Origin of the sequence: Austwickia sp. (assembly GCA_016699675.1) — a bacterium.
Lineage (GTDB): Bacteria > Actinomycetota > Actinomycetes > Actinomycetales > Dermatophilaceae > Austwickia.
Window position 1 is genome coordinate 943,499 of sequence record CP064985.1, and the last position, 22,057, is coordinate 965,555.

Below are 22,057 nucleotides of genomic sequence, written 5' to 3' on the forward strand. Positions count from 1 at the left end.
GGATGCCGGGAAGGTCCAAACGGACTAGGCTCGCGGGCACTGCGGCGAGGCACTCGCCGCACCGGTGTTCCTTCGAAAGGGGGCCTGCGATGCGCGGGCGACTGAGTTTCCTTACCGGCGCCGCTCTGGGTTATGTGCTGGGCGCCAAGGCTGGACGGGGACGGTACGAGCAGATCAAGTCCCAGGCAGACACCCTCTGGCACGACCCGCGGGTCCAGGACAAGGTCGGCCAGGCCCAGTCGTTCGTCGCCGAGACCGGCGGGGCCGTCGTCGGCGCGGCCAAGGAGAAGGCCCCCGACCTGCAGAGCAAGCTGGGCGACGCGGCCGGCGCCGCCAAGGCCAAGGTCGCGGATGTCACGGGCGGCAAGCAGGACGACGCGTCGGGCGTCACGTACACGGGCGCCGGCGCGCCGCCCGCCGGCCAGCCGATGACTGCCCGGGCAGGCGACGACGACGACATCCGTGACGGCATGACGCCGCACTCGGAGCAGGGTCAGTAGGCCCGGCCACGATGAGCGTCGACGACACCGCCCGTCCCGACCCCGCGGTCGACGAGGTCGTGGAGGAAGCCGTCCCGGATCGGGCCGAACTGCTGCCCGAGGAAGTAGCGGCCGGCAGCGACGACCCGATTGGGCAGGCCGAGGCGATCCTCGCCGAATCGGAGGAGCGCACCCTCAACCCCGAGCCGGAGATTCGCCGGACCGCCGAGGAAGCCACCGGCGGCGTCGAGTTCGGCTGACCGAGCGAGCGCATTGCCCTGATCGGGCGGCCCGACGTCAGTCGGGCCGCCCGATCAGTCAGTCCCCCATCACTCAGTACGGCGCGCGGCTGTACACCGTCGCATAGTCGTCGGGCACCCGGTGGCCGAGCCAGGCCTCGACGAGCCAGCGCCCTGCGGCGTACGCCGCGGGCAGCGTGACCTCGCCCGCCGCGAGGGCCGCGTCCAGTTCGGCGCGGGTGAACCAGCGCGCAGCGGAGACCTCGCCCGGGTCGATGGCCAGGGTGGGGTCGTCGACCCGGGCCACCATCGCGACCATGAGCTGGGCGGCGGCCGGCCAGGGCTGGCTGCCCGCGTACGACACCTCGGTCACGGTCAGGCCGAGTTCCTCCGCGACCTCCCGACGTACGGCGTCCTCGAGCGACTCCGCGGCATCCACGAAACCCGCGGGGCACGACATCCCCACCGCGGACACCCAATGATGACCGCGCGCCAGGGCGATCCGCTCGTCGGCGTCGACCACGGCCATGATGACGACGGGGTCCGTCCGCGGGTAGTGCTCGGTGTCGCAGCCCGGGCAGCGCCGCAACCAGCCCGCCGCGGCGAGCGAGGTGGCCGTGCCGCAGCGGCCGCAGTAGCCGTGCAACCGGTGCCAGCGCCCCACCCCCAACCCGATGGCCATCGCCTCGGCGTCCGGCACCGACAGCGCCGGGGTCGCCTCGCGCCAGGGGGTCCAGCCGTCCTCCGGCGTACCGGCCGTGCCGTGCACCCGCACGAGCCGCCGCGATCCCTCCGGGCCGCCCACCCAGATCGTCAGGACCTCAGGGCCGGCGTCGCCGCTCTCGGGCCGTCGCCAGGCCAGCCCGCGGCGGTCCTCCCGCAGCCGCACCTCCAGACCGGACACGTCGCACACGCGAGTCCCCGGCGCCGCCAACGCGACGCTGTCGGCGTCGTCGGAGAGTCGATCGTGGCCGCGCCGATCCCAGCCGGACTGCTGGAGCCAGAGGTCGCGGACGGCGGGGTACGGCGGGCCGGGCGGGGTCACGGGCCAAGCCTAGGGACCACGACGCCCGGACCCGAGACCGGCGCTACAGCAGGCCCCGGCGAGCGCCCTCGGCGGCCGCCGCCCCCCGGGTCTGGGCGCCGAGCTTGGCGAGGATGTTCGACACGTGCACGCTCGCCGTCTTCGTGCTGATGAACAGCTCCTTGCCGATCTGGCCGTTGGTCCGGCCCAGGGCGAGCAGGGCGAGGACCTCCAGCTCGCGGGCCGTCAGCGGGCTCGCGGCCCGGGTGACGCCGCCGGTGCTGGGCCCGTCGGCAGTGCCGGCGCCGGGCGCGGTCTCGGTGTCGAGGCCAGACGACGACCCCCGCGTCAGCGCGTCGAGCTCCGCCAGAAGAGCCCGCGCCCCCAACGCCTCGGCCACCGAGCGGGCCGCGGCCGCCTCCGTCGCCGCCCCAGCGAGATCCCCGGCGGCGGCCAGCGCCTCGGCGAGCCGGGCCCGGCAGCGGGCGGTCTCGTACCCGTGGCCGTAAGCGGCCATCGCCGCCTGCGCGGCGCGCCAGGCCGCCACCTCGTCCTCCGCCGCAGGCGCCAGGGCCCTCGCCTCGGCCAAGGCCGTGGCGGCGGTCGGGCCGGCCCCGGCACCAAGGCGACGCAGCAGCCGGCACCAGTCGGCCGCGAGCCGCAGGGCCCACGCCCGGCTTTCGGCCCCGACGTAGTGGTCCGACTGGGCGACGCGGCCGGCGGCGCGCCCGACGAGCGGCGCGAGGAGGCTGACGATCTCCGGCACGGCCGGCTCGGGGACGGCGGTGGTGGCGCTCGGGCCAGCGGTGGAGGCGCTCGGGCCGGGGGTGGTGGCGATCGGGCTGGCGATGCCGCCGACGCCGACCGCGGTCAGGCGGACCACCCCTTGGTAGTCAGTGCCCCACAACCGATCCAGCGTGTCGATGCCGGCGTTCAGCAGCCGCGCGGCACCGAGGGGATCGCCGGAGGCCGCGAGCGACTCGACGCCCCCGACGCAGGTGAGGAGGGTGACCAGCCCGTCGTACGGCCACCACCGACCCAACATGCTCAGCTCGGTCTCCGAGATCGACTCCCCCCGCGCCACGCGCAGGACCAGCCCGCCGGCGGCGATCAACGCCTGACTCACGTCCGAGACCATCGCCACGGGCAGGTCGAGCAGCCGGGCGGCCCGCTCCCAATCCCCCAGCTCGAAGCTGTAGACGCCCTCCAGCAGACGGCATTCGGTCGCCCAGGGAGCCCATGGCCGGTGTCGACGCTCCGCGACCTCGCGACCCTCCGCGAGCATGGCGCGGGCCCGGCGGAGGTCGCCGCCGCGGTGGTAGACGCCCGCGAGGTTGTGGCAGACCCGGATGAGGACCGGGTCGTCCAGGCCCGTCAGCTCGGCCCGGACGGCCTCCAGGTGCGCGCCCATCGCGGCCGTGTCCTTCTCCGCCTCGATCACGCGGCCGAGGATCGCCCTCGCCTCCGTGCCGACCCGGGGCAGCTCGTACACCTCCGCGAGACGGGTGATCTCGTCGGTCAGCGCCAGCGATTCGGCGTAGCGGTAGTCGTCCACCAGCGCCTGCAGCCGGGCCAACCGGACCCGACACTGCAGGTGCGGGGGCGCGTCGGCGGGTAACAGCTCCAGCGCCTCGGCGGTCGTGCCCAGGGCGTCGAACGGCGAGTCGAGGATCCGGGCCTTGAGCGCCAGCAGGGCCAACAGCCCCGCGCGCTGCTGCGCGGTCTGGCTCGCGCCGGGGTGTTCGATCCGGTCCTTGATGAGCAGGAATGCTCGCAGCGTGTTGCCCGAGGCGGTCGCGGCGCCTGCGGCGAGTTCGGTGATCCGGTCCCGGTCCGGGTCGTCGGCGGCGAGCCAGCCCAGGGCACGCTCGTAGTGCGCCAACCCGTCCGCGGGCCCGCCCACCCGCATGGCCTCCTGTCCGGCGCGCACCGCGGCCGCCACCGCGACCTCGTCGTCACCGGCCGCATGGGAATGGCGGGCGAGGTCGGCGTCGGTGCCGAGGTCGGGTCGGCTCAGCAGGGCGGCGGCGTACGCCGCGTGCAGCCGGGTCCGCTCCGCCGGCAACAGGTCGTCGTACGACGTCTCCGCCAGGAGGGCGTGCCGGAAGGCGAGGTCGGCGTCGGCCCGGACCACCAGCTGCCGGTCGAGAGCCTCCCGCAGCGCCGCGTCGAGCGCGCCGGGGTCCCAGTCCGTGACCGCCCCGAGCAGGTCGGCCGAGACCGACCGCCCGGCCACCGCCATCGTCCGCACCACCGCGCGGGCGTCCTCGCCGAGGCTGTCGACCCGCAGCCAGAGCACCCGGCCCAGGTCCCCGGACACCGTGGCGCCGCCGGCGACCAGCTCTTCGGCGAAGAACGCATTGCCCTCGGCGCGCTCCACCACGTCAGCCACCACGGCGGGATCGCCCGGCGCGCCGGCGAGCCCGGCCACCAACGTGCGCATGTCGTCGTCGGGCAGCGCGCCGAGCTCGAAGCGCGTCACCCGCGGCAGCCGTGCCCACACCCCGAGCGTCTCGTACAGCGGGTGGCGGCGGTGCAGGTCGTCCGAGCGGTACGAGGCCACGAGCCCCACCGGCGCCGAAAACCCCCTGGTGAACAGCACGGACAGCAGGTCGCGGGACGAGTTGTCCGCCCAGTGCACGTCCTCGACCACGGCCAACAGCGGGCGACGGCGCGCCACGGCCTCCAGGCAGGCGTGCACGGCGGCGGCCATGCGGGCCGGATCGGGCGGTACGTCGGGTGCGGTCGACGCCTCGGCGCCGAGCCCCGGCAGGAGGCGGCCGAGCGCGGGGTGCGCGGCGGCGACCTGCGCGACCGCGTCGGGCTCGGCGGCCGCCAGCTCGCCGACGAGGTCGGCAAAGGGGAGGTACGCCGGGGCCGCCCCGGCGAGTCCGACGCAGTAGCCGGCCACCACCAGGACGCCCTCCTCCGCGACCGCGTGGGCCGCGGCGGCGAGCAGCCGCGACTTTCCGATCCCTGCGTCCCCGGACAGCAGGACGATGCCGCCTCCGCCGGTCAGATCGAGGGCCCGGCGCAGGCGGTCAAGGTCGTCCCGGCGCCCGATGAGCGGCGTCGCGGGGGCGTACAGCGGCACCTCCCGATTATGGGGTGGCGCACCGACAACGCCGGGGACCGTCACGAGGAGGCGACGGCGGCCCTGATCGGGCGGGCGGCTGTGCGGGACGTGCGCGTGGCCGACGCCTCGGGGACGGCGCCCGGGCCGGCCGGGCGGCTCAGGGCGGCGCGCAGACGGGCGCGGACGGTGGCGGCGATCTCTCGCGAGGGCCGCGCGGGGGCGTAGCGAGCGGCGCCGCGGGTGTCGCCGTACCGCCATTCCATCTCGGCGGCCAGGGTGTCGGGGGTCAAGACGAGGCTCATGACGAGGCCTTTCTGGCTGCGACATCCGGGCCGGATGTCGATGCCTCAGGCTCGTCGGATGAGGTAGCGGGCCACATCGGGCGAACGCCGTACCCCGCCCGGCCCGACTACCTCAGATCTGGCCGAAGGTTGCCGCCCGGGGCCGGGCAGCTACCTCAGAGCCGGCCGCGCCGCGTCAGATCCACAGCTGCGGCTCGGCGAACATCGCCTCGTACGGGTCCTCGGTCGGGCCCAGCTCCATCGCCCGGTGCTTGGCCGGCACGCCGGTCGCGACGGTGTTCGGCGGGACGTCCTTGACGACCACCGAGTTCGCGCCGATCTGGGCGCCCGCACCGACCGTGATGGCACCGAGCACGCGGGCCCCCGCACCGAGCGTCACGTTGTTCGCGACCGTGGGGTGGCGCTTGCCCTTGGCCAGGGTGCGACCGCCGAGCGTGACCGCGTGATACATCATCACGTCGTCACCCACCTCGGCGGTCTCGCCGATGACGACGCCCATGCCGTGGTCGATGAAGAACCGGCGCCCGATCGTCGCGCCCGGGTGGATCTCGATGCCCGTGCGGGCCCGGGTCCACTGAGACAGCAGCCGCGCGGGCAGCTTGCCCTTGTCGTGGGCCCACATCTCGTGCGCCAGCCGGTGCGCCCAGACCGCGTGCAGCCCCGGGCTGACCAGCGCCATCTGCAGCCGGCCCGTCGCGGCCGGGTCGCGCTCGATGGCCGCGTCGAGGTCCTCCAGGACGCTGTCGCGAGCCTTGGCGAGCTTGCTGCGGCGCTGCAGGCCGGCCTGGTCGGCGTCGCGGCGGGTCCGCGGCGTCGGCACCTCGTACTCAGGACGGCCCGCCTCGCGCGCCTCCTCCTGGGAGGAGACGTCGGTCCCCTCCGGACCCTGGGGCGCCCAAGGCGCACGACGTACGTCGCGGTCCCCGCGGATCACCCGCAGCAGGCGGGTCGAGGTCCGGGAGACGGGACCGCCCTCGTCGGGGCGAAGGCCCACCTCGTCGTTCCAGATGGCACTCATGTCGGCAGCTCCAGATAGGACGGAGAGAGGGCTCAGGAGGTCAGGCCCTCGAAGAGGATGGTGGAGAGGTAGCGCTCGCCGGTGTCGCACAGGATGGTGACGATGGTCTTCCCGGCGTACTCCGGCTGGGCGGCCAGGCGCGCGGCGGCGGCGAGGTTCGCGCCCGCGGAGATGCCCACGAGCAGGCCCTCGTCGGTGGCGGCCTTGCGGGCGTACTCGACGGCGGTCGGCGCGTCGACGGTGACCACCTCGTCGACGACGTCGCGCTGGAAGTTCTCGGGGACGAAGTTCGCGCCCATGCCCTGGATCTTGTGCGGGCCGGGCTGGCCGCCGGAGAGGATGGGCGACTCGGCGGGCTCGACGGCCACGACGCGCAGGTTGGGGTTGTGCTCCTTGAGGTAGCGGCCGGCGCCGGACACGGTGCCGCCGGTGCCCACGCCCGCGACCAGCACGTCGACCTTTCCGTCGGTGTCGGCCCAGATCTCGGCGCCCGTCGTGTCGTAGTGGATCTTGGGGTTGGCCGGGTTGGCGAACTGGCTCGCGAGGATGGCGTTGTCCCCGGCGGCGATCTCGCCCGCGCGGTCGACGGCGCCCTTCATGCCCTGGGCGCCGGGGGTCAGCTCCAGCTCGGCGCCGAACGCCCGCAGCAGGGCGCGGCGCTCGGTCGACATCGTGTCGGGCATGGTCAGGACGACCTTGTAGCCGCGGGCGGCGCCGACCATCGCCAGCGCAATCCCGGTGTTGCCACTGGTCGCCTCGACGATCGTGCCGCCGGGGCGTAGCTGGCCGGAGGCCTCCGCCGCGTCGACGATCGCGACGCCGATGCGGTCCTTCACCGAGCCGGCCGGGTTGTTGAACTCGCACTTGGCCAGGACGGTCGCGCCGGATCCGCCGGTGGCGGCGGCGGGAACGATGCGGTTGATGCGGACGAGGGGCGTACGCCCCACGATGGCGGTCACGTCGGCAAAGACGGGCATGATAGGTGGCTCCCGAAGGGTCGGCTCGTGGCGGTCGTCGGGGTCAACAGTAGGGTCGTTATGAATATTCCAACAAAAACTTATGCAGCCCGTCTCACAGGTCGACCGTCCAGGGTCCGAGGGTTTGGACGCCTCGACGTACCCGCGGGTAACCTTTGCCCTGGTGGCGGGCCTTCGGGCCGTCCGCGGCCCGCGAATTCCCTTCAGGTCGAGAGAGACGTCACAGGCTTATCGGCCGTCTGTCCGTAGGCGGCTCCGTATCATCGCAGCATGTCAGCGCTCCAGATCACCGCGATCGTGCTGTGCCTCATCGTCCCGTCGCTCGGCTGGATCCTGCTGTTCCGGAGGGTGTGGAAGTACTCGCAAGTCTTCCGGATGGGCACGGCCGACCCGACGCGCACGGACCGCCCGCTCCAGCGCACGTGGGTGGTGATCAAGGAATTCCTCTTCCACACCCGGATGAAACGCCTGCCGATCGTCTCGCTGGCGCACTGGTTCGTGGCCGTGAGCTTCTTCGTGCTCTTCTCCACGCTGGTCAACGCGTTCTTCCAGCTGGTCTGGCCGGAGTTCCGCCTCCCGATCATCGGGCACTTCCCGCCGTTCGAGTGGCTCGTCGAGCTGCTGGGCTGGGGCGGCCTCGTGGGCATCATCGCGCTGATCCTGATCCGCCAGAAGAACCACCCGCGCAAGGCCGCCGGCATCCACGGCCGCCGCAGCCGGTTCTTCGGCTCGACCTGGTGGCAGGCCTACTACGTCGAGGCGACGATCCTCGGCGTCACGATCATGATCCTGCTGCTGCGCTCGCTCGAGGCGCGCATGGTTCAGATCCAGAACCCCGAGGAGAGCCTGGCCCTGCACTTCCCGCTGACCGGCTGGATGGCGGGCATGTGGACCCGGTTCGGCGCGGGCACGGAGGCGCTCCCGCAGCTGTACGAGGCCATCTACATCTTCGCGATGCTCAAGATCCTCATCAGCTTCGCCTGGATGATCGTCATCTCCTGCCAGCCCACCATGGGTGTCGCGTGGCACCGGTTCCTCGCCTTCGTCAACATCTGGTTCAAGCGCGAGGCCTCCGGCCGTACGGCGCTCGGCGCGGTGCGCCCGATGCTGTCCCCCGCCGGCACGCCGATGACGCTGGCCGACATCGAGGCCATGGGCGAGGAGGAGCCCGCCGAGGGTGAAGAGCCGGCCGAGCCCCGGATGGGCGTCGGCAAGGCCGAGGACTTCTCGTGGAAGTCGCTGCTCGACTTCACCACCTGCACCGAGTGCGGCCGCTGCCAGAGCCAGTGCCCGGCATGGAACACCGACAAGCCGCTGTCCCCGAAGCTGCTGGTCATGACGCTGCGCGACCACGCGCACGAGAAGGCGCCGTGGATCCTCGCCAGCGAGGACACCCGCCACGACGAGCCCAAGCACATCAAGCGGCTGGAAGAGATCCCCCTGATCGGCGACACGGGCTACGAGGAGAAGTACCCCCTCGGGGCGTACGACGCCCTCGGCCCGGACGCGATCATCGACACCGACGTGCTGTGGAGCTGCACCACCTGTGGCGCCTGCGTCGAGCAGTGCCCCGTCGACATCGAGCACGTCGACTCGATCATCGACATGCGCCGCCACCAGGTGCTCATCGAGTCGGCCTTCCCCGGCGAGCTGGGCGGGCTGTTCAAGAACATGGAGGGCAAGGGCAACCCCTGGGGCATGGCGCCCAAGGCCCGGATGGACTGGACGAAGGGGCTGGCGTTCGACGTACCGGTCGTCGGCGCCGACGTCGAGGACCTCTCGGCCGTCGACTACCTGTTCTGGGTGGGCTGCGCCGGGGCGTACGAAGACCGCGCCAAGAAGACCACCCGCGCCGTCGCGGAACTGCTGCACACGGCCGGGGTGACGTTCGCGGTCCTCGGCGAGGGCGAGTCCTGCACCGGCGACTCGGCCCGCCGCGCCGGCAACGAGATCCTGTTCCAGATGCTGGCGTCGCAGAACATCGAGATCCTGAACGAGTCCAAGGCGACCAAGATCGTCGTGACCTGCCCGCACTGCCTGAACACGCTCAAGAACGAGTACCCGATGTTCGGCGGGAACTACGAGGTCATCCACCACACCCAGCTGCTCAACCGGTTGGTGCGCGAGCGCAAGCTGACCCCGGTGTCGCGCCCGGATGTGGCCTCGACCAAGGATGTCGCCTCGACCGGCCGGTCGGTGACCTACCACGACCCGTGCTACCTGGGCCGGCACAACCACGTGTACGCCCCGCCGCGCGAGCTGCTCGGCGCCCTGCCCGGGGTCTCCTACGCGGAGATGGCCCGGTCCAAGGAGAAGTCCTTCTGCTGCGGCGCCGGTGGCGCGCGCATGTGGATGGAGGAGAAGCTCGGCGAGCGGATCAACGCCAACCGTACGGCGGAGGCAGTCGCCACCGGCGCCGACCGTATCGCCATCGGCTGCCCGTTCTGCCGCGTGATGCTCTCGGATGGGCTGAACGCGCAGAAGGAGAACGGTACGGCGCGTGCCGAGGTCGAGGTCGTCGACGTCGCCCAGATGCTGCTTGCGGCAGTGCGCGCCCCCGTCGAGCGGGCGCCCGAGGTGGCGAGCGCCCCCGCCGGGGCGGCCCCCGGCGCGTCGGCGCCGGCCCCGGCGGGCGAGTTCGCCGACGAGGTCGAGGCCGCCAAGGCGGCCGGCGAGACCGACGCGGACACCTCCGGAGCCAACGCCGAAGACACCGCGGCTGCTCCCGCCCCCGCCGAGGCCGTCGAGCGCGCTGAAGAGGAGGCCAAGCAGGCCCCCGTCGGCGGCGGCGAGACGGACGAGACCGAGGCCACCGAGCCTGCGGAAGCGGCCGGGGCCGAGTCTGAGGCTGCGCCCGAGGCCAAGGCGGCGGAACCCGCGCCGACTGAGGCTGAGGCTGCGCCGGAGGCCGAGGCGAAGCCCGCGGGCGCCATGCCCAAGGGCAAGATGTCGGCGGCCGAGGCACTCGCGGCCATGGGTGGCGCGGCCGCCGCCGGCGGCGTCGCCGCCCAGGCGGCGGACCAACCCGAGCGGGCCGAAGCGAAGGCCGATGCCGAGGCCGACGTGGCCGAGGCTAAGGCCGAGCCGGAGGTCACCGCGGAGGCACCGGCGGCTGCTGAGGCGGCCGAGGAACCGACGCCCGCGGCAACCGGGGCACCGGCTGAGGCCGCCGCCCCGGCGAAGGCGGCCCCGTCAGCCAGCGGCGCGGCCGCGTGGGCGGCGCTGCGCGAGAAGCTGGGCGACCGGAAGATGATGCCGGCCTCCGAGGCGCTCGCCGTCCTGGGTGCCGCGCCGGCCGCAGCCGCACCTGCCGCGGCACCGGCCGAAGCTGAGGCCGCCCCCGCTGAGGCCGCCCCTGTTGCGCCCGAGCCCGAGCCGGCCGCCGAGGCCGAGGCGCCCGAGGCCAAGCCGGAGCCGGCCGAGCCCGAGTCGGCTCAGCCCGCGGCCGTGGCGGAGGCCCCGCCGGCAGAGGCTGCTTCTGCACCCGAGGCAAAGGCCGAGGCACCTACCCCGGAGCCGAAGCCGGAGGCCCCCGCGGCCAAGGCTGCTGCGGCGGCAGCGCCGGTCGCCGGTGCCGTAGCCACTGGCGGGGCGGCGGCCTGGTCCGCGCTCCGGGAGAAGATCGGTGACCGGAAGATGATCCCGGCCTCGGAGGCCATGTCCGTGCTGGGCAGCCTGCCCGCGGACGTCAAGGCTGCCGAGCCAGAGCCCACTCCGGAGCCGGCGGCCGCGGCGCCCGAACCTGCCGCCGAACCGGCTGCGCAAGTCAAGGCCGAGCCGACGCCCGAGCCCGAGGCCAAATCGGCGCCCGAGCCCGACGCCACGCCGGAGCCGGCTGCCGAACCGACGGCGGAGGTCGCGGCCCAGCCGGCGCCCGAGCCAGAAGCACAGCCCGAGCCCGCCCCGGCGGCGAAGAAGCCGGTCAAGCTGGCATCGGTCCTGAAGAAGTCCGGCGCGGCCGCAGCGGCGGGCGCCACGGCAGCCGCAGCCGCGTCGGCCGCCACGGACGACAAGCCGGAGGCCAAGGCGGCACCGGAGCCCGAGGCGAAGGCGGCACCGGAGCCCGAGGCGAAGGCGGCACCGGAGCCCGAGGCGAAGGAGGCCCCCGAGCCCGAGCCGAAGGCCGCACCCGAGCCCGAGCCGAAGCCAGCGCCTGCCGCTGAGGCGGCTGAACAGTCCGCGGCCGCGGCGGCGGCTCCGGCTCAGCCGGCGGCGAGCAACGGCCAGTGGGCCAAGCTCCGGGAGGCCTTGGGAGACCGCACGACGATGCCCGCCTCCGAGGCGATGAAGATCCTCGGCGGCTAGCCGCATCGCACCATCGAAGGGGCCGCCGGGCCATAAACCCGGCGGCCCCTTCGCGTGCCACGGCAGGTGCGCGAATCACCCGCCGTGCGCCAGTCGGCTCGGAGTTGGCCGGAGACCTCTCACAACCACGCAGAGGCGGCAGGATGGGCCGGTGCCCGTCGAGCCGTTCTCCCTCGCTGGGGCGATCCTGGCGATCGCCGCCGTGATCATCGGCATCGCCAAGACCAGCGTGGGCGGGTTCGCCGCGCTGGCGGTGGCGGCGTTCGCGGCGTACCTGCCCACCAAGGAATCCACCGCCGCCGTCCTGCTCCTGCTCATCGTCGGCGACATCGTCGCCGTGGCCCGCTACCGTCGCGCGGCGAGCTGGCCGCTGCTGCGGCGGCTGCTGCCGAGCGTGCTCCCGGGCGTCGCCCTGGGCGCGCTGTTCATGCGGGTCGTCGACGACCGCACCCTGCGGGTCTCCATCGGGCTCATGCTCACCGTGATGGTCGCGATCCAGCTGGCAATGCGGCTGCGCGCCCGCGGGTCCACCGCCGAGGCGGGCGGCGACCCGCAACATCCCCACCCCGCTTTGAGCCTCGCGGCGGGGACGGCCGCGGGGTTCACGACCATGACGGCCAACGCCGCCGGCCCCGTGATGACCCTCTACCTGCTCGCCTGTCGCGTCGACAAGATGGCCTTCGTCGGCACGAACGCCTGGTTCTTCCTGCTCGTCAACCTGAGCAAGACCCCGTTCAGCGCCGCCCTGGGCCTGTTCCCGGCCTCGACGCTCGCGCTGACCGCGGCGCTCGCGCCCTTCGCGCTGGTGGGCACGTGGCTCGGCGTACGGCTCGTGCACCGCGTCAGCCAGGCCACCTTCGACGCCCTGGCCCTGGTGGCGAGCGCGGTCGCGGCCGGGGCACTCCTGGTCCGCTGACCCGCCCCCCACCAGCCCCAGCCCTCGCCGCCGGGCATACCCTCGGGCCATGCGCACCCTGAGCTTCGCCGGAGCGGACGTGCCCGCGGTCGGCATGGGCACCTGGCACATGGGCGAGAACCCGGCCGCGGCCGCCGCGGAGGCGGACGCGCTGCGCGCCGGCTTGGACGCGGGGCTGCGGGTGATCGACACGGCGGAGATGTACGCCGAGGGCGGCGCGGAAACGGTCGTCGGCCGGGCACTCCAGGGCCGACGCGAGGACGCCCTGGTCGTCAGCAAGGTGTATCCGCACAACGCCAGCAGCTCCGGTGTCGCCGCCGCGTGCGAGCGCAGCCTGCGCCGCCTCGGCATCGACCGCATCGACCTCTACCTGCTGCATTGGCGGGGCAGCCACCCGCTCGCCGAGACCGTGGAAGGGTTCGAGGCGCTGCTGGCCGCGGGGAAGATCGGCGCCTGGGGCGTGTCGAACCTCGACGTCGATGACCTGCAGGAACTGCGCGGCGTGCCGGGCGGCGCGGCCTGCGCCACCAACCAGATCCTCTACAACCTGACGCGTCGCGGTCCCGAGACCGGCCTGCTCTCGGAGATGGCGGCGGCCGGGATGCCGGCGATGGCGTACTCCCCCGTCGAGCAGGGCCGCCTCCTCCGGCCGGGCCCGGGGCTCGAGGCGTTGCGCGCCGTCGCCACCCGGCACGGGGCCACGCCCGCGCAGGTCGCGCTCGCCTGGACCGTCCGCAGCGGCGACGTCCTGGCGATCCCGAAGTCCGCCGACCCCGACCGCACCCGCGAGAACGCGGCGGCCCTGGACCTCACGCTCGACGCGGACGACCTGCGCGCGCTGGACGCGGCGTTCCCGCCGCCCACCCGCCCGGTCCCCCTGCAGATGCTCTGACGGCGGACCGTTCGCCGGGCTAACGACCGCGCGGACGCGCTTGAGTCCCCCGCGGATCGGTCGATGGGGGTATGCCGGTCCCCCTCCTGCGCGTCATCGGGCGCCCGCGCCGGCCTTCGCCCGCGACCGCCTTTGAAGGAGTCCCCGCCCGTGGACCAGCACCCCCAGCCTGCCCTGCCCACCGAGACCCTCGTCGAGGTGGATGACGTCCGCGCGTACGCCGACGAGGCCAGCGGCTTCGATGCCGCCCCCGCGTTCGCGCCCGAATCCGGCCCCGAGGCCGTGGCGGACTACGCGGTCACCCGATCCGGCGTGGTCGAGGCCGTCCGCGAGGTGCTCCCGACGCAGGTCGAGGCGTCGACGGCGGTCGCCGACACCGCGATCCCCGCGCAGGCCACTGCCGCCGACCCGGCGTACGTCGCCCCGAGCATCCCCGTCTCCCCGCTCGCGCTGGCCGCGCACGGCTACCCGGTGCCCACCGAGGCCGAGGTGGCCGCGCTGTTCGACCGGTGGAACGCGGCGCTGCAGACGGGCGAGCCGCGCGAGGTCGTGGCTCTGTACACGCAGGACGCGACCCTGCTGCCCACGCTGTCGTCCACGTTCTGCAAGGACTGCGAGGACCGGATCGACTACTTCACCAAGTTCCTGGCGAAGAAGCCGTGGGGCACGGTGACCGACCGCCGGATCTACCGCGGCCACGGCATCGCCGTCGACACCGGCCACTACACCTTCCACCTCGGCCTGACCGGGGACGATGTGTACGCGCGCTACACGTTCACCTACGTCTGGGACGGCACCAACTGGCTGATCACCAGCCACCACTCCTCGGGCGAGCCGAAGCCCGCCTGGGCCTACGCCAGCGCCGGCCCCGGCGTAGGCCCAGCGCTCGCCCCCACGCCCACGGCGCCGGCGTCGTCCGTCATCGCCCCGGCGAACTGGCTGCGGTAGAGCCGCGCATATGCCCCGTCCGCCGCGAGCAGCGACGCGTGCGTGCCCTGCTCGACGATGGCCCCCTCCTCCATGACCAGGATCAGGTCCGCGTCGCGAATGGTGCTGAGCCGGTGCGCGATGACGAAGCTCGTCCGGTCGGTCCGCAGGGCCGCCATGGCGTGCTGGAGCAGCAACTCGGTGCGGGTGTCCACGGAGCTGGTCGCCTCGTCGAGGATGAGCAGGCTCGGCTGGGACAGGAAGGCCCGCGCGATCGTGAGGAGCTGCTTCTCGCCCGCCGACACGTTGCCGCCCTCGTCGTCGAGGACGGTGTCGTACCCGTCCGGCAGGTGGGCGACGAAGCGATCGACGTACGTCGCCTCCGCCGCCGCCCGCACCTCGGCGTCGGTCGCGCCCGGCTTGCCGTAGGCGATGTTGTCGCGGATCGTCCCCTCGAACAGCCAGGTGTCCTGGAGCACCATCCCGATTTGGTCGCGCAGCTCGCCGCGCGGCATGGCGGCGATGTCCACCCCGTCGAGCGTGATCCGGCCGCCGTCCAGCTCGTAGAACCGCATGATGAGGTTGACCAGCGTCGTCTTGCCGGCGCCGGTGGGGCCGACGATCGCCACGGTCTGGCCGGGCTCGACGACCAGGGACAGGTCGTGGATGAGCGGGGCGTCGGGCCGGTAGGAGAAGCTGACGTCCTCGAACTCGATCCGGCCGCGCGCCGGCCCGCTGCGGCCCGTGGCCGCGGCCGCAGGGACCTGCTCGGGCGCGTCGAGCAGCTCGAAGACCCGTTCCGCCGACGCGACACCGCTCTGCAGCAGGTTCGCCATCGAGGCCACCTGGGTCAGCGGCTGGGTGAACTGGCGGCTGTACTGGATGAACGCCTGTGCGTCCCCCAGCGTCAGCGCCCCGCTGGCCACCCGCAGCCCGCCGACCACGGCCACCGCGACGAACGAGAGGTTCCCGACCAGGAACATCACCGGCATCATCAGGCCGGAGATGAACTGCGCCCCGAACGCGGCGTCGTGCAGGCGCTCGTTCGTCTCCTGCATCCGCGCAACCACCTCGCGCCGGCGACCGAAGACCGTCACCAGCTCGTGCCCGGTGAACGCCTCCTCGATCGTGCCGTTGAGGTGCCCGGTCTCCGCCCACTGGGCGATGAACTGTTTCTGGCTGCGCTTCCCGATCAGCGCCGTGGCCAGCACCGACAGCGGGATCGCCACCAGCGCGATGACGGTGAGGATCGGCGAGACGAGCAGCATCATCACGAGGATGCCGACCACCGTGACCAGCGAGTTGAGCAGCTGGCCGAAGGTCTGCTGCAAGCTCATGCCCAGGTTGTCGATGTCGTTGGTCACCCGCGAGAGCAGTTCGCCGCGCGGCTGGGCGTCGAAGTAGCTCAGCGGCAGTGCGTGCAGCTTCTCCTCGACGTCGGAGCGCAGCCGGCGCATCGTCGTCATCGACACCTGGTTGACCAGCCAGCCCGAGGCCCACATGAGCAGCGCCGAGACCAGGTATAGGCCCAGGACCAGCAGCAGCACCCGGCCCACCGCGTCGAAGTCGACCCCCCGCCCCGGCACGAGGTCCATCGCCGCGATCATGTCCGCGAATGTGCCCTGGCCGTCCGCGCGCAGCCGCGTCACGACCTGGTCCTTGCTGACTCCGGCCGGGAGCTGGCGGCCGATGAGCCCGGCGAAGATGAGGTTCGTCGCCTGCCCCAACACCTTCGGGCCGGCCACGGACAGCGCGACGCTCGCCACGGTCAGCGCCACCGCGGTCGCGACCTGGCCGCGCACCGGGCGTAGCAGGCCGAGCAGCCGCAGGCCGCTGGCCCGGAAGTTCAGCGACTTCTGCGCCGGGCCTCCCGCCATGGGACCGTGCCCGCGCCCACCGGCCGGCCGCTCGGTGGTCGCCATCGCCTGCCCGGTCGGGTTCTTCGTGGTGCCGCCCTCCGCCGGGTCGGCCCCGCCACGCCGTACGTCGTCACCTGTGGGCACCCGCGCCTCCTCGCTGGTCACGCCGCCTCCTCCACGCCGAGCTGGGACTGGACGATCTCGGCGTACGTCGGGCAGGTCGCCAGCAACTCCTCGTGCCGGCCGATCCCGACGACCCGGCCCACGTCGAGCACCACGATCTGGTCGGCGTCCGCGATGGTCGAGACCCGCTGCGCCACGATCAGCACGGTCGCCTCGCGGGTCAGCGGCCGCAGCGCCGCCCGCAGCCGCGCGTCCGTGGCCAGGTCCAGCGCGCTGAAGCTGTCGTCGAACAGGTAGATCTCGGGCTCGGCCACGAGGGCACGCGCGATGCAGAGCCGCTGCCGCTGCCCGCCGGAGACGTTGGTGCCGCCCTGAGCGATCGGCGCCGCCAGGCCGCCGTCCATCCGCCGAACGAAGTCCTCGGCCTGCGCGACCCGCAGGGCCGCCCAGAGCTGCTCGTCGGTGGCGTCCGGGTTGCCGTAGCGCAGGTTGCTCGCCACGGTGCCGGAGAAGAGGTACGGGCGCTGCGGCACGATCGCCACACGCCGCCAGAGGTCTTCGGGGTCCAGGTCGCGCACATCGACGCCGTCGACCAGGACCCGCCCGCCCGTCGCGTCGAACAGGCGGGGCAGCAGGTTGACCAGCGTGGTCTTGCCGGCGCCGGTGCTGCCGATGACCGCCGTGGTCGTGCCGGGGCGCGCGACGAACGTGATGTCCTGCAGCACGGGAGCGTCAGCGCCGGGGTAGGTGAACTCGACCCCGTCCAGCTCCACGAGCCCGTGCGCCTGTCCGACCCGCACGGGCGCGACGGGAGCAAGCACGCTCGACTCGGTGTCCAGCACCTCCCCGATCCGCTCGGCGGAGACCGCGGCGCGCGGCACCATGGTCGCGACCATCGTCGCCATCATCACCGACATGAGGATCTGGATGAGATAGCTCATGTACGCGAACAGGGCCCCCACCTGCATGTCTCCGCTGTCCACGCGGTGCCCGCCGAACCAGATCACCGCGGTGGTGGACAGGTTCATGATGAGCATGACGATCGGGAACATCAGGACCATCAGGCGCCCGACGCCCAGGCCGGTCTCGGTGAGCGCCTGGTTGGCGGCCCCGAACCGGGACCGCTCGTGGTCCTCCCGCACGAACGCGCGCACCACCCGGATGCCGGTGATCTGTTCGCGCATGACCCGGTTCACCGCGTCGATGCGGGTCTGCATCTGCCGGAACAGCGGCACCATCTGGCGCACGACCAGCAGGATCGAGATCGCCAGCAGCGGCACGGCGACCGCCACGAGCCAGGACAGCCCGACGTCCTCGCGCAGGGCCATGATCACGCCGCCGACCATCATGATCGGCGCGCCCACCAGGATGAAGCAGCCCATGACGACGAGCTGCTGGAGCTGCTGGACGTCGTTGGTGGTCCGCGTGATCAGCGACGGGGCGCCGAAGTGGTTCACCTCGCGGGCGCTGAACGACATGACCCGCCCGAACAGGTTGGCGCGGATGTCCCGGCCCATGCCCATCGCCGCGTGCGCGCCGTTCCACACGGCGGCGATCTGGCAGGTGGCCTGCACGAGGCTGGCGACGAGCATGAAGACGGAGACGCGCCAGATGTACGCCGTGTCGCCCTTGGCCACGCCGTTGTCGATGATGTCGGCGTTGAGGCTGGGCAGATAGAGCGACGCGATCGTCCCGATCAGCTGCAGCACCGCGACGGCGGTCAGGTATCCCCGGTAGGGGCGCAGATGGTCGCGCAGGACCTTGGTCAGCATGGCGGGTCCTCCAGGGGGGTTGCGGAGTCGGTGGGTACGGCTGGTTTGGGGCGTCCGTCGGAAGCGGCGGGTACGCCGGGATCGGTGGGTACGCCGGGCCCGGTGCGGACATCCGGCGGGGTCGGCCCTGCGGGCATCCCTGTCGCGCGCGCCCCGTTCAGGAGCAGGTCGACGATCCGCTCGGGGGCGAGGAGCTGATTGTCGGTGATCCCCCGATTGCTGCCCGCGAAGCAGAGGTAGCGCATGGCGTCGATCACTTCGTCGAGGTCGGTTCGCAGTTCGCTCTGGTGGGGGGCGAGCAGCCGCCGGGTCCGGTCGCGGAAGGCGGCGGTGTCGAGCGGCTCGGGCGGGTCGCCGGGGCAGCCCGGGTGCTCGCCGTGCGGTGGCGGTCCGAACACTCCGAGCGGGCCCAGGCTGGCGAAGATCTCGGCGAACCGGTCCCACAACAGCGTGGTCATGGCCAGGAACTTCTCGTCCAGCGGCAGGCTGGAGTCGATGGCGTCGACGCTGTCCCGGTAGGGATAGGGGCACGCGACGGCGCTGATCATCGCCTCGCGCAGGGCGTCCTTGGTGCCGAACGCCCGGAAGATGGTGCCCTCGGCGATGCCCGCGGCCAGGGCGAGCTCGCGGGTGCTGGGCATGGCCTGGTTGCGGCGGACGAGGTCGAGCGCCACCTCCACCAGGCCCAGCCGCCGCTCCTCGGGGGGGAGCGGCAGGGCGCGGCCGGCGTACGGGCGCGAACCGCTCACCCTGCTCCTGCTGCTGGTCACGCCGCCATCATGAAGTGAGTGAGCACTCACTCACAACACCGAGTCGGCATCCCGGGTGACCTGGCCGGACCCGGGGGCGACCAGCCTACGTCGTGGGAGCCGCCGCACCGCACTCACTGAGGGGCGCCGGGCGGCGGACCCGGCTTGGCTCGCCGCACCGGGGGCCCGAGGCACCGCCGCGCCGGGACGCCGGAACGCCCCGCCGGCCGGAGGATCACTCCGGTCGGCGGGGCAGACAGGTCGGGCGGGGCGCCCGCGAGGCGACGCCTCAGATGATGCCGGTGGGCACGAGCAGCGCCCAGGTCAGGGCGGGCGCGAGGGCCACGATGAAGCCGGCGTAGATCAGCAGCTGGGTGTAGATCCGGTCCTTGTCGCGGCCCTGGGCGTTGGCCACCACCAGCGCCCCGTCGGTGGAGAACGGCGAGACGTCGACGATCGTGGCGGAGATGGCCAGGGCGGCGACGACACCCGCCGCGGACAGGCTGCTCTGCGCCAGCAGCGGGGCCGCCAGCGGGATGAAGGCGGTGAGCAGGGCGGTCGAGGATGCGAACGCCGAGGAGACCCCGATGACGTAGCAGAGCACGAGGGCCACCACGAGCGGCACGCCGATCTTGACCGCGTGGTCGGCCAGGCCGTCGATCACGCCGGCGTCCTGGAGGATCGAGACGTAGGTGATCATTCCCGCGACGAGCAGCACCGTGGACCAGGAGATCCCCGACACGAAGTTCTTGTGCTGGTCCAGGCTGAAGAACGCGAGGATCAGGCCCGCGGTCAGCCCGACAAAGCCGATGGGCAGCTTGAAGACGAGCGCGGCGATCAGGATGAGGCCGATCAGTCCCAGCGTCACCGCCTGGATCCGGTTGATCGGGCCGACCCGGCCCATGTGGGTGGAGGCGGGCTCGTCGGGGTGGCGGGTGTGCAGCCGGCCCATCATCCCCATGACGACGACGGTGATGATCGAGACGATCAGGTTGATCGCGTAGCTGGACAGGAACAGCGGGATGGGCGTGATCGCGAAGTGGTTCTTCTCGGAGATCTCGCGCACCAGCACGCCGGCGACGGAGATGGGTGAGAACCCGCCGGCGTGGGCGCCGTTGATGATCAGTGCGCCCATGACCACGCCGCTGATCCCGGCCTCGGCGGCGAAGAGCATCGCGGCCGGGCGAGCAGGGCGACGGCGGCGGGCGAGAAGGTCCCCAGCGCGGTCAGCACGGAGGCGATGAAGAAGAAGACCCAGGGGATGAGCGAGACGCGGCCGCCGACGGCCCGGACGCAGGCCCGCACGATCACGTCGATGGTGCCGTTGGCTTGCGCCATCGAGAAGAAGAACGTGACGCCGATGATCGTCAGGACGATCGTCGCGGGGAACTCTTCGAGGATCTTCTTGTCGTTCAGGCCGAGCATGAACCAGCCAACGAAGAACGACGCGACGAAGCCCATGATGCCGATGTTCACGGGCCACTTCGTGGCGACGACGAACATCAGGATGAGGATCGCCAGCGGGATGATCTGGGTGAGGGGCATGACAGACCTCCTTCGGATCAGGCCGTGGCCGCGACGGGCTGGGGCAGGGACATGGACAAGGTCGCCTGGGCGATGCGTCGCGCGGCCCGGTGCAGGCCGACCCGCGCGAGCGATCCGTCGGCGGCGAACGAGGGCTCGACGGCGACGATGCCACCGGGGGTGCCGACGCGGACGACCCGCTGCTGCGCGGGGCTGAGCACGCCACCGAGAAGCTCGGCGACGAGGCTCCCCGGGGCGGTGGCCGCCGCGGCGACCGCGACGGCGGAGGTCAGGCCGATGGCCGGGTGTGGCGCGTCCATCGACAGCATCCGGGCCGAGATGTCGTAGTCGGCGGCCGACACGGCCTCGCCGAGCGGCGTGGTGTAGTCCGCGGGCGGCCCCACGATGCCGACCTTGGGCACCGCGTGACTGATCGGGTCACTCTCGGTGACCAGGCCCATCGCCAACGCGGCCGGGCGGCGGAAGGCCGCCAGCCGCGGCGCGTGCTGGGCCACGACCGCGAGTGGCTCGCTGCCGAGCAGGCCGAGGTCGGCGGCGCGGAGCAGCGCGGTGGGGGCGCCGGCGTCGACCATGGTCGCGGCGACGCTCTCCGCCCCGACGGTCAGGAGGTCCACGCTGTGCCCGGTCGGCAGGAGGCTGCCGGTGCTGCGACCCGACGGGTCGAGGAAACCGAGTTCGACCGGGACACCCCCGGCGCGGGTGCCGGGCACCCTGGCCCCACCCTCGCTCGGGACGACACCCCCCGGCGTGACGATGCGGGCCGTGAGCGTCGTGTTGGTGTTGGTGTTGTACATGCGGACCTCGGAGACGCCGTCCACGACGGGCGCGTAGCCCTGGTCCAGCGCGAACAGCCCGACGCCGGTGGCGCAGTTCCCGCAGTTCGAGCCGTACTCCACCGTCCCGTCGCCGATGCCGACCTGGGCGAAGGTATACGCGATGTGGTGGTCCTCGCCCGGAGTGGGCGTGATGACCGCGGCCTTCGACGTCGTCGTCGTCCCCCCGCCGACCCCGTCGATCTCCCGGGGGTCGTCACCCCCCCAGGGCGGCCGACAGCAGGTGGGACAGCGCCAGTTGATCGGGCGCGAAGGGAGCCACGTCGGCGGCCGCGAAGAGCCAGCACTTGCTCGTACCCCCTCGATAGAGGTACGCGGGCAGCGTGAACATAGGGGTCCTTTCAGGGAGGGATGACGGCTTCGCCGGTTTCCTGGTGGCCGCGTCGTCTGCCGATGGTCAACGTTCTCGTGTCACCGGGTCGTCACCCGCTTCCGGGAGCGCCACCCGCAGATCGAGGTGACGGTGCGCAGCGCCCGCTACGGCCCGCTCGTCGACATGCTCAAGCGCCGCGAACTCGACGTCACGCTGCTATGGGACTACCCGTGGGCGCAGGTCGACGACCCCGACCTCGCCGTCACGCGATTGCTGCGCGATCCCGTCCTGCTCCTGCTGCCCGCGAGCCACCCGCTGGCCAGAAAGCGCTCCGTCGCGCTCGGCGCCCTGCGCGAGGAGCAGTGGATCACCCGATCCGAGCATCCGGTGGCCGACGTGCTCTTCCGCCTCTGCGCGGAGGCGGGTTTCGAGCCGCGCGTGGCCTTCGCGGCCAACGATTACCAGGAGGCGCAGGGGATGGTGGCCGCCGGGATCGGCATCTGCCTCATCCCCCGGCTTGCGGCCACGGTGCTGCGCCACGACGTACGGGTCGTCCCCATCACCGGCGACCCGGCGCCCCGGCGCGTGCTGCTGGCGCGGTTGCGGGACCGGCGGCCGACCCCGCCGGAGGCCGCGGCGGTCGAGGTGCTGCGATCCTGCGCCACCGATCTGCCCGGAGTCGAGCAGCGCCGCCCCCCGGGCTGAGGC

15 protein-coding genes and 2 pseudogenes are annotated in these 22,057 nt (G+C 72.9%); 7 read left to right on the forward strand and 10 right to left on the reverse strand.

What is annotated here, in order from left to right:
* Positions 1 to 89 precede the first annotated feature (89 nt).
* Positions 90 to 500 carry a YtxH domain-containing protein gene (locus tag IPK37_04435; protein QQS01680.1) on the forward strand — a complete coding sequence of 137 codons (411 nt, stop codon included), beginning with the start codon at positions 90 to 92 and terminating at the stop codon, positions 498 to 500.
* 59 nt (positions 501 to 559) lie between these two features.
* Positions 560 to 739, forward strand: coding sequence for a hypothetical protein (locus IPK37_04440; protein ID QQS02664.1), 180 nt, complete (start codon positions 560 to 562; stop codon positions 737 to 739).
* A 73-nt stretch (positions 740 to 812) separates the two neighbouring features.
* Here the strand turns inward: IPK37_04440 and nudC are convergent, their stop codons facing one another.
* The 5 genes from nudC to cysK form a co-directional block, all read right to left on the reverse strand.
* Positions 813 to 1,763 (reverse strand): NAD(+) diphosphatase, encoded by a 951-nt coding sequence (gene nudC / locus IPK37_04445; GenBank protein ID QQS01681.1) that lies wholly within the window; start codon positions 1,761 to 1,763, stop codon positions 813 to 815.
* A gap of 43 nt (positions 1,764 to 1,806) precedes the next feature.
* Positions 1,807 to 4,836, reverse strand: a complete 3,030-nt coding sequence (locus IPK37_04450) for an AAA family ATPase (protein QQS01682.1) — start codon at positions 4,834 to 4,836, stop codon at positions 1,807 to 1,809.
* Between the two features lie 41 nt (positions 4,837 to 4,877).
* The gene (locus IPK37_04455) at positions 4,878 to 5,120 is read right to left on the reverse strand and encodes a hypothetical protein (GenBank protein ID QQS01683.1); all 243 of its coding nucleotides are present in this window, start codon (positions 5,118 to 5,120) and stop codon (positions 4,878 to 4,880) included.
* Positions 5,121 to 5,295: 175 nt separating this feature from the next.
* Positions 5,296 to 5,898 (reverse strand): serine O-acetyltransferase, encoded by a 603-nt coding sequence (gene cysE, locus IPK37_04460; GenBank protein QQS02665.1) that lies wholly within the window; start codon positions 5,896 to 5,898, stop codon positions 5,296 to 5,298.
* Between the two features lie 272 nt (positions 5,899 to 6,170).
* Complete coding sequence (cysK, locus tag IPK37_04465) at positions 6,171 to 7,115, reverse strand: cysteine synthase A (GenBank protein QQS01684.1); 945 nt, start codon at positions 7,113 to 7,115, stop codon at positions 6,171 to 6,173.
* A gap of 270 nt (positions 7,116 to 7,385) precedes the next feature.
* Here cysK and IPK37_04470 point away from each other — a divergent pair, with 270 nt between their 5' ends.
* The 4 genes from IPK37_04470 to IPK37_04485 all read left to right on the forward strand — a co-directional run bounded on the left by IPK37_04470 (position 7,386) and on the right by IPK37_04485 (position 14,176).
* Positions 7,386 to 11,420 (forward strand): 4Fe-4S dicluster domain-containing protein, encoded by a 4,035-nt coding sequence (locus tag IPK37_04470; GenBank protein QQS01685.1) that lies wholly within the window; start codon positions 7,386 to 7,388, stop codon positions 11,418 to 11,420.
* A 151-nt stretch (positions 11,421 to 11,571) separates the two neighbouring features.
* Complete coding sequence (locus tag IPK37_04475) at positions 11,572 to 12,336, forward strand: sulfite exporter TauE/SafE family protein (protein ID QQS01686.1); 765 nt, start codon at positions 11,572 to 11,574, stop codon at positions 12,334 to 12,336.
* A gap of 49 nt (positions 12,337 to 12,385) precedes the next feature.
* A complete protein-coding gene (locus IPK37_04480; protein QQS01687.1) occupies positions 12,386 to 13,228 on the forward strand; it encodes an aldo/keto reductase in 843 nt (280 codons plus the stop codon).
* A gap of 63 nt (positions 13,229 to 13,291) precedes the next feature.
* Positions 13,292 to 14,176 (forward strand): SgcJ/EcaC family oxidoreductase, encoded by an 885-nt coding sequence (locus tag IPK37_04485; GenBank protein ID QQS01688.1) that lies wholly within the window; start codon positions 13,292 to 13,294, stop codon positions 14,174 to 14,176.
* Here the strand turns inward: IPK37_04485 and IPK37_04490 are convergent.
* The 5 genes and pseudogenes from IPK37_04490 to IPK37_04510 form a co-directional block, all read right to left on the reverse strand.
* Positions 14,080 to 16,077, reverse strand: a complete 1,998-nt coding sequence (locus IPK37_04490) for an ABC transporter ATP-binding protein (protein QQS02666.1) — start codon at positions 16,075 to 16,077, stop codon at positions 14,080 to 14,082. The two genes, IPK37_04485 and IPK37_04490, sit on opposite strands and share 97 nt — an antisense overlap.
* A 98-nt stretch (positions 16,078 to 16,175) precedes the next feature.
* Positions 16,176 to 17,909, reverse strand: a complete 1,734-nt coding sequence (locus IPK37_04495; protein ID QQS01689.1) for an ABC transporter ATP-binding protein — start codon at positions 17,907 to 17,909, stop codon at positions 16,176 to 16,178.
* Complete coding sequence (locus IPK37_04500; GenBank protein QQS01690.1) at positions 17,903 to 18,679, reverse strand: TetR/AcrR family transcriptional regulator; 777 nt, start codon at positions 18,677 to 18,679, stop codon at positions 17,903 to 17,905. The genes IPK37_04495 and IPK37_04500 overlap by 7 nt, the downstream gene beginning before the upstream one ends.
* 268 nt (positions 18,680 to 18,947) lie before the next feature.
* Positions 18,948 to 20,203, reverse strand: a pseudogene (locus tag IPK37_04505) (SLC13 family permease).
* Positions 20,204 to 20,220: 17 nt separating this feature from the next.
* A pseudogene (locus IPK37_04510) lies at positions 20,221 to 21,367 on the reverse strand (PrpF, AcnD-accessory).
* Positions 21,368 to 21,487: 120 nt separating this feature from the next.
* On the opposite strand from IPK37_04510, the gene IPK37_04515 reads away from it, so the two are divergent.
* Positions 21,488 to 22,054, forward strand: a complete 567-nt coding sequence (locus IPK37_04515; GenBank protein QQS02667.1) for a hypothetical protein — start codon at positions 21,488 to 21,490, stop codon at positions 22,052 to 22,054.
* Positions 22,055 to 22,057: the final 3 nt, after the last annotated feature.

Excerpts from the sequence above, each read along its gene's own strand:
- IPK37_04435 (QQS01680.1), top strand. The coding sequence starts at position 90 with ATGCGCGGGCGACTGAGTTTCCTTACCGGCGCCGCTCTGGGTTATGTG.
- IPK37_04455 (QQS01683.1), bottom strand. The coding sequence starts at position 5,120 with ATGAGCCTCGTCTTGACCCCCGACACCCTGGCCGCCGAGATGGAATGG.
- cysK (QQS01684.1), bottom strand. The coding sequence starts at position 7,115 with ATGCCCGTCTTTGCCGACGTGACCGCCATCGTGGGGCGTACGCCCCTC.
- IPK37_04470 (QQS01685.1), top strand. The coding sequence starts at position 7,386 with ATGTCAGCGCTCCAGATCACCGCGATCGTGCTGTGCCTCATCGTCCCG.
- IPK37_04480 (QQS01687.1), top strand. The coding sequence starts at position 12,386 with ATGCGCACCCTGAGCTTCGCCGGAGCGGACGTGCCCGCGGTCGGCATG.
- IPK37_04485 (QQS01688.1), top strand. The coding sequence starts at position 13,292 with ATGGGGGTATGCCGGTCCCCCTCCTGCGCGTCATCGGGCGCCCGCGCC.
- IPK37_04490 (QQS02666.1), bottom strand. The coding sequence starts at position 16,077 with ATGGCGACCACCGAGCGGCCGGCCGGTGGGCGCGGGCACGGTCCCATG.
- IPK37_04495 (QQS01689.1), bottom strand. The coding sequence starts at position 17,909 with ATGCTGACCAAGGTCCTGCGCGACCATCTGCGCCCCTACCGGGGATAC.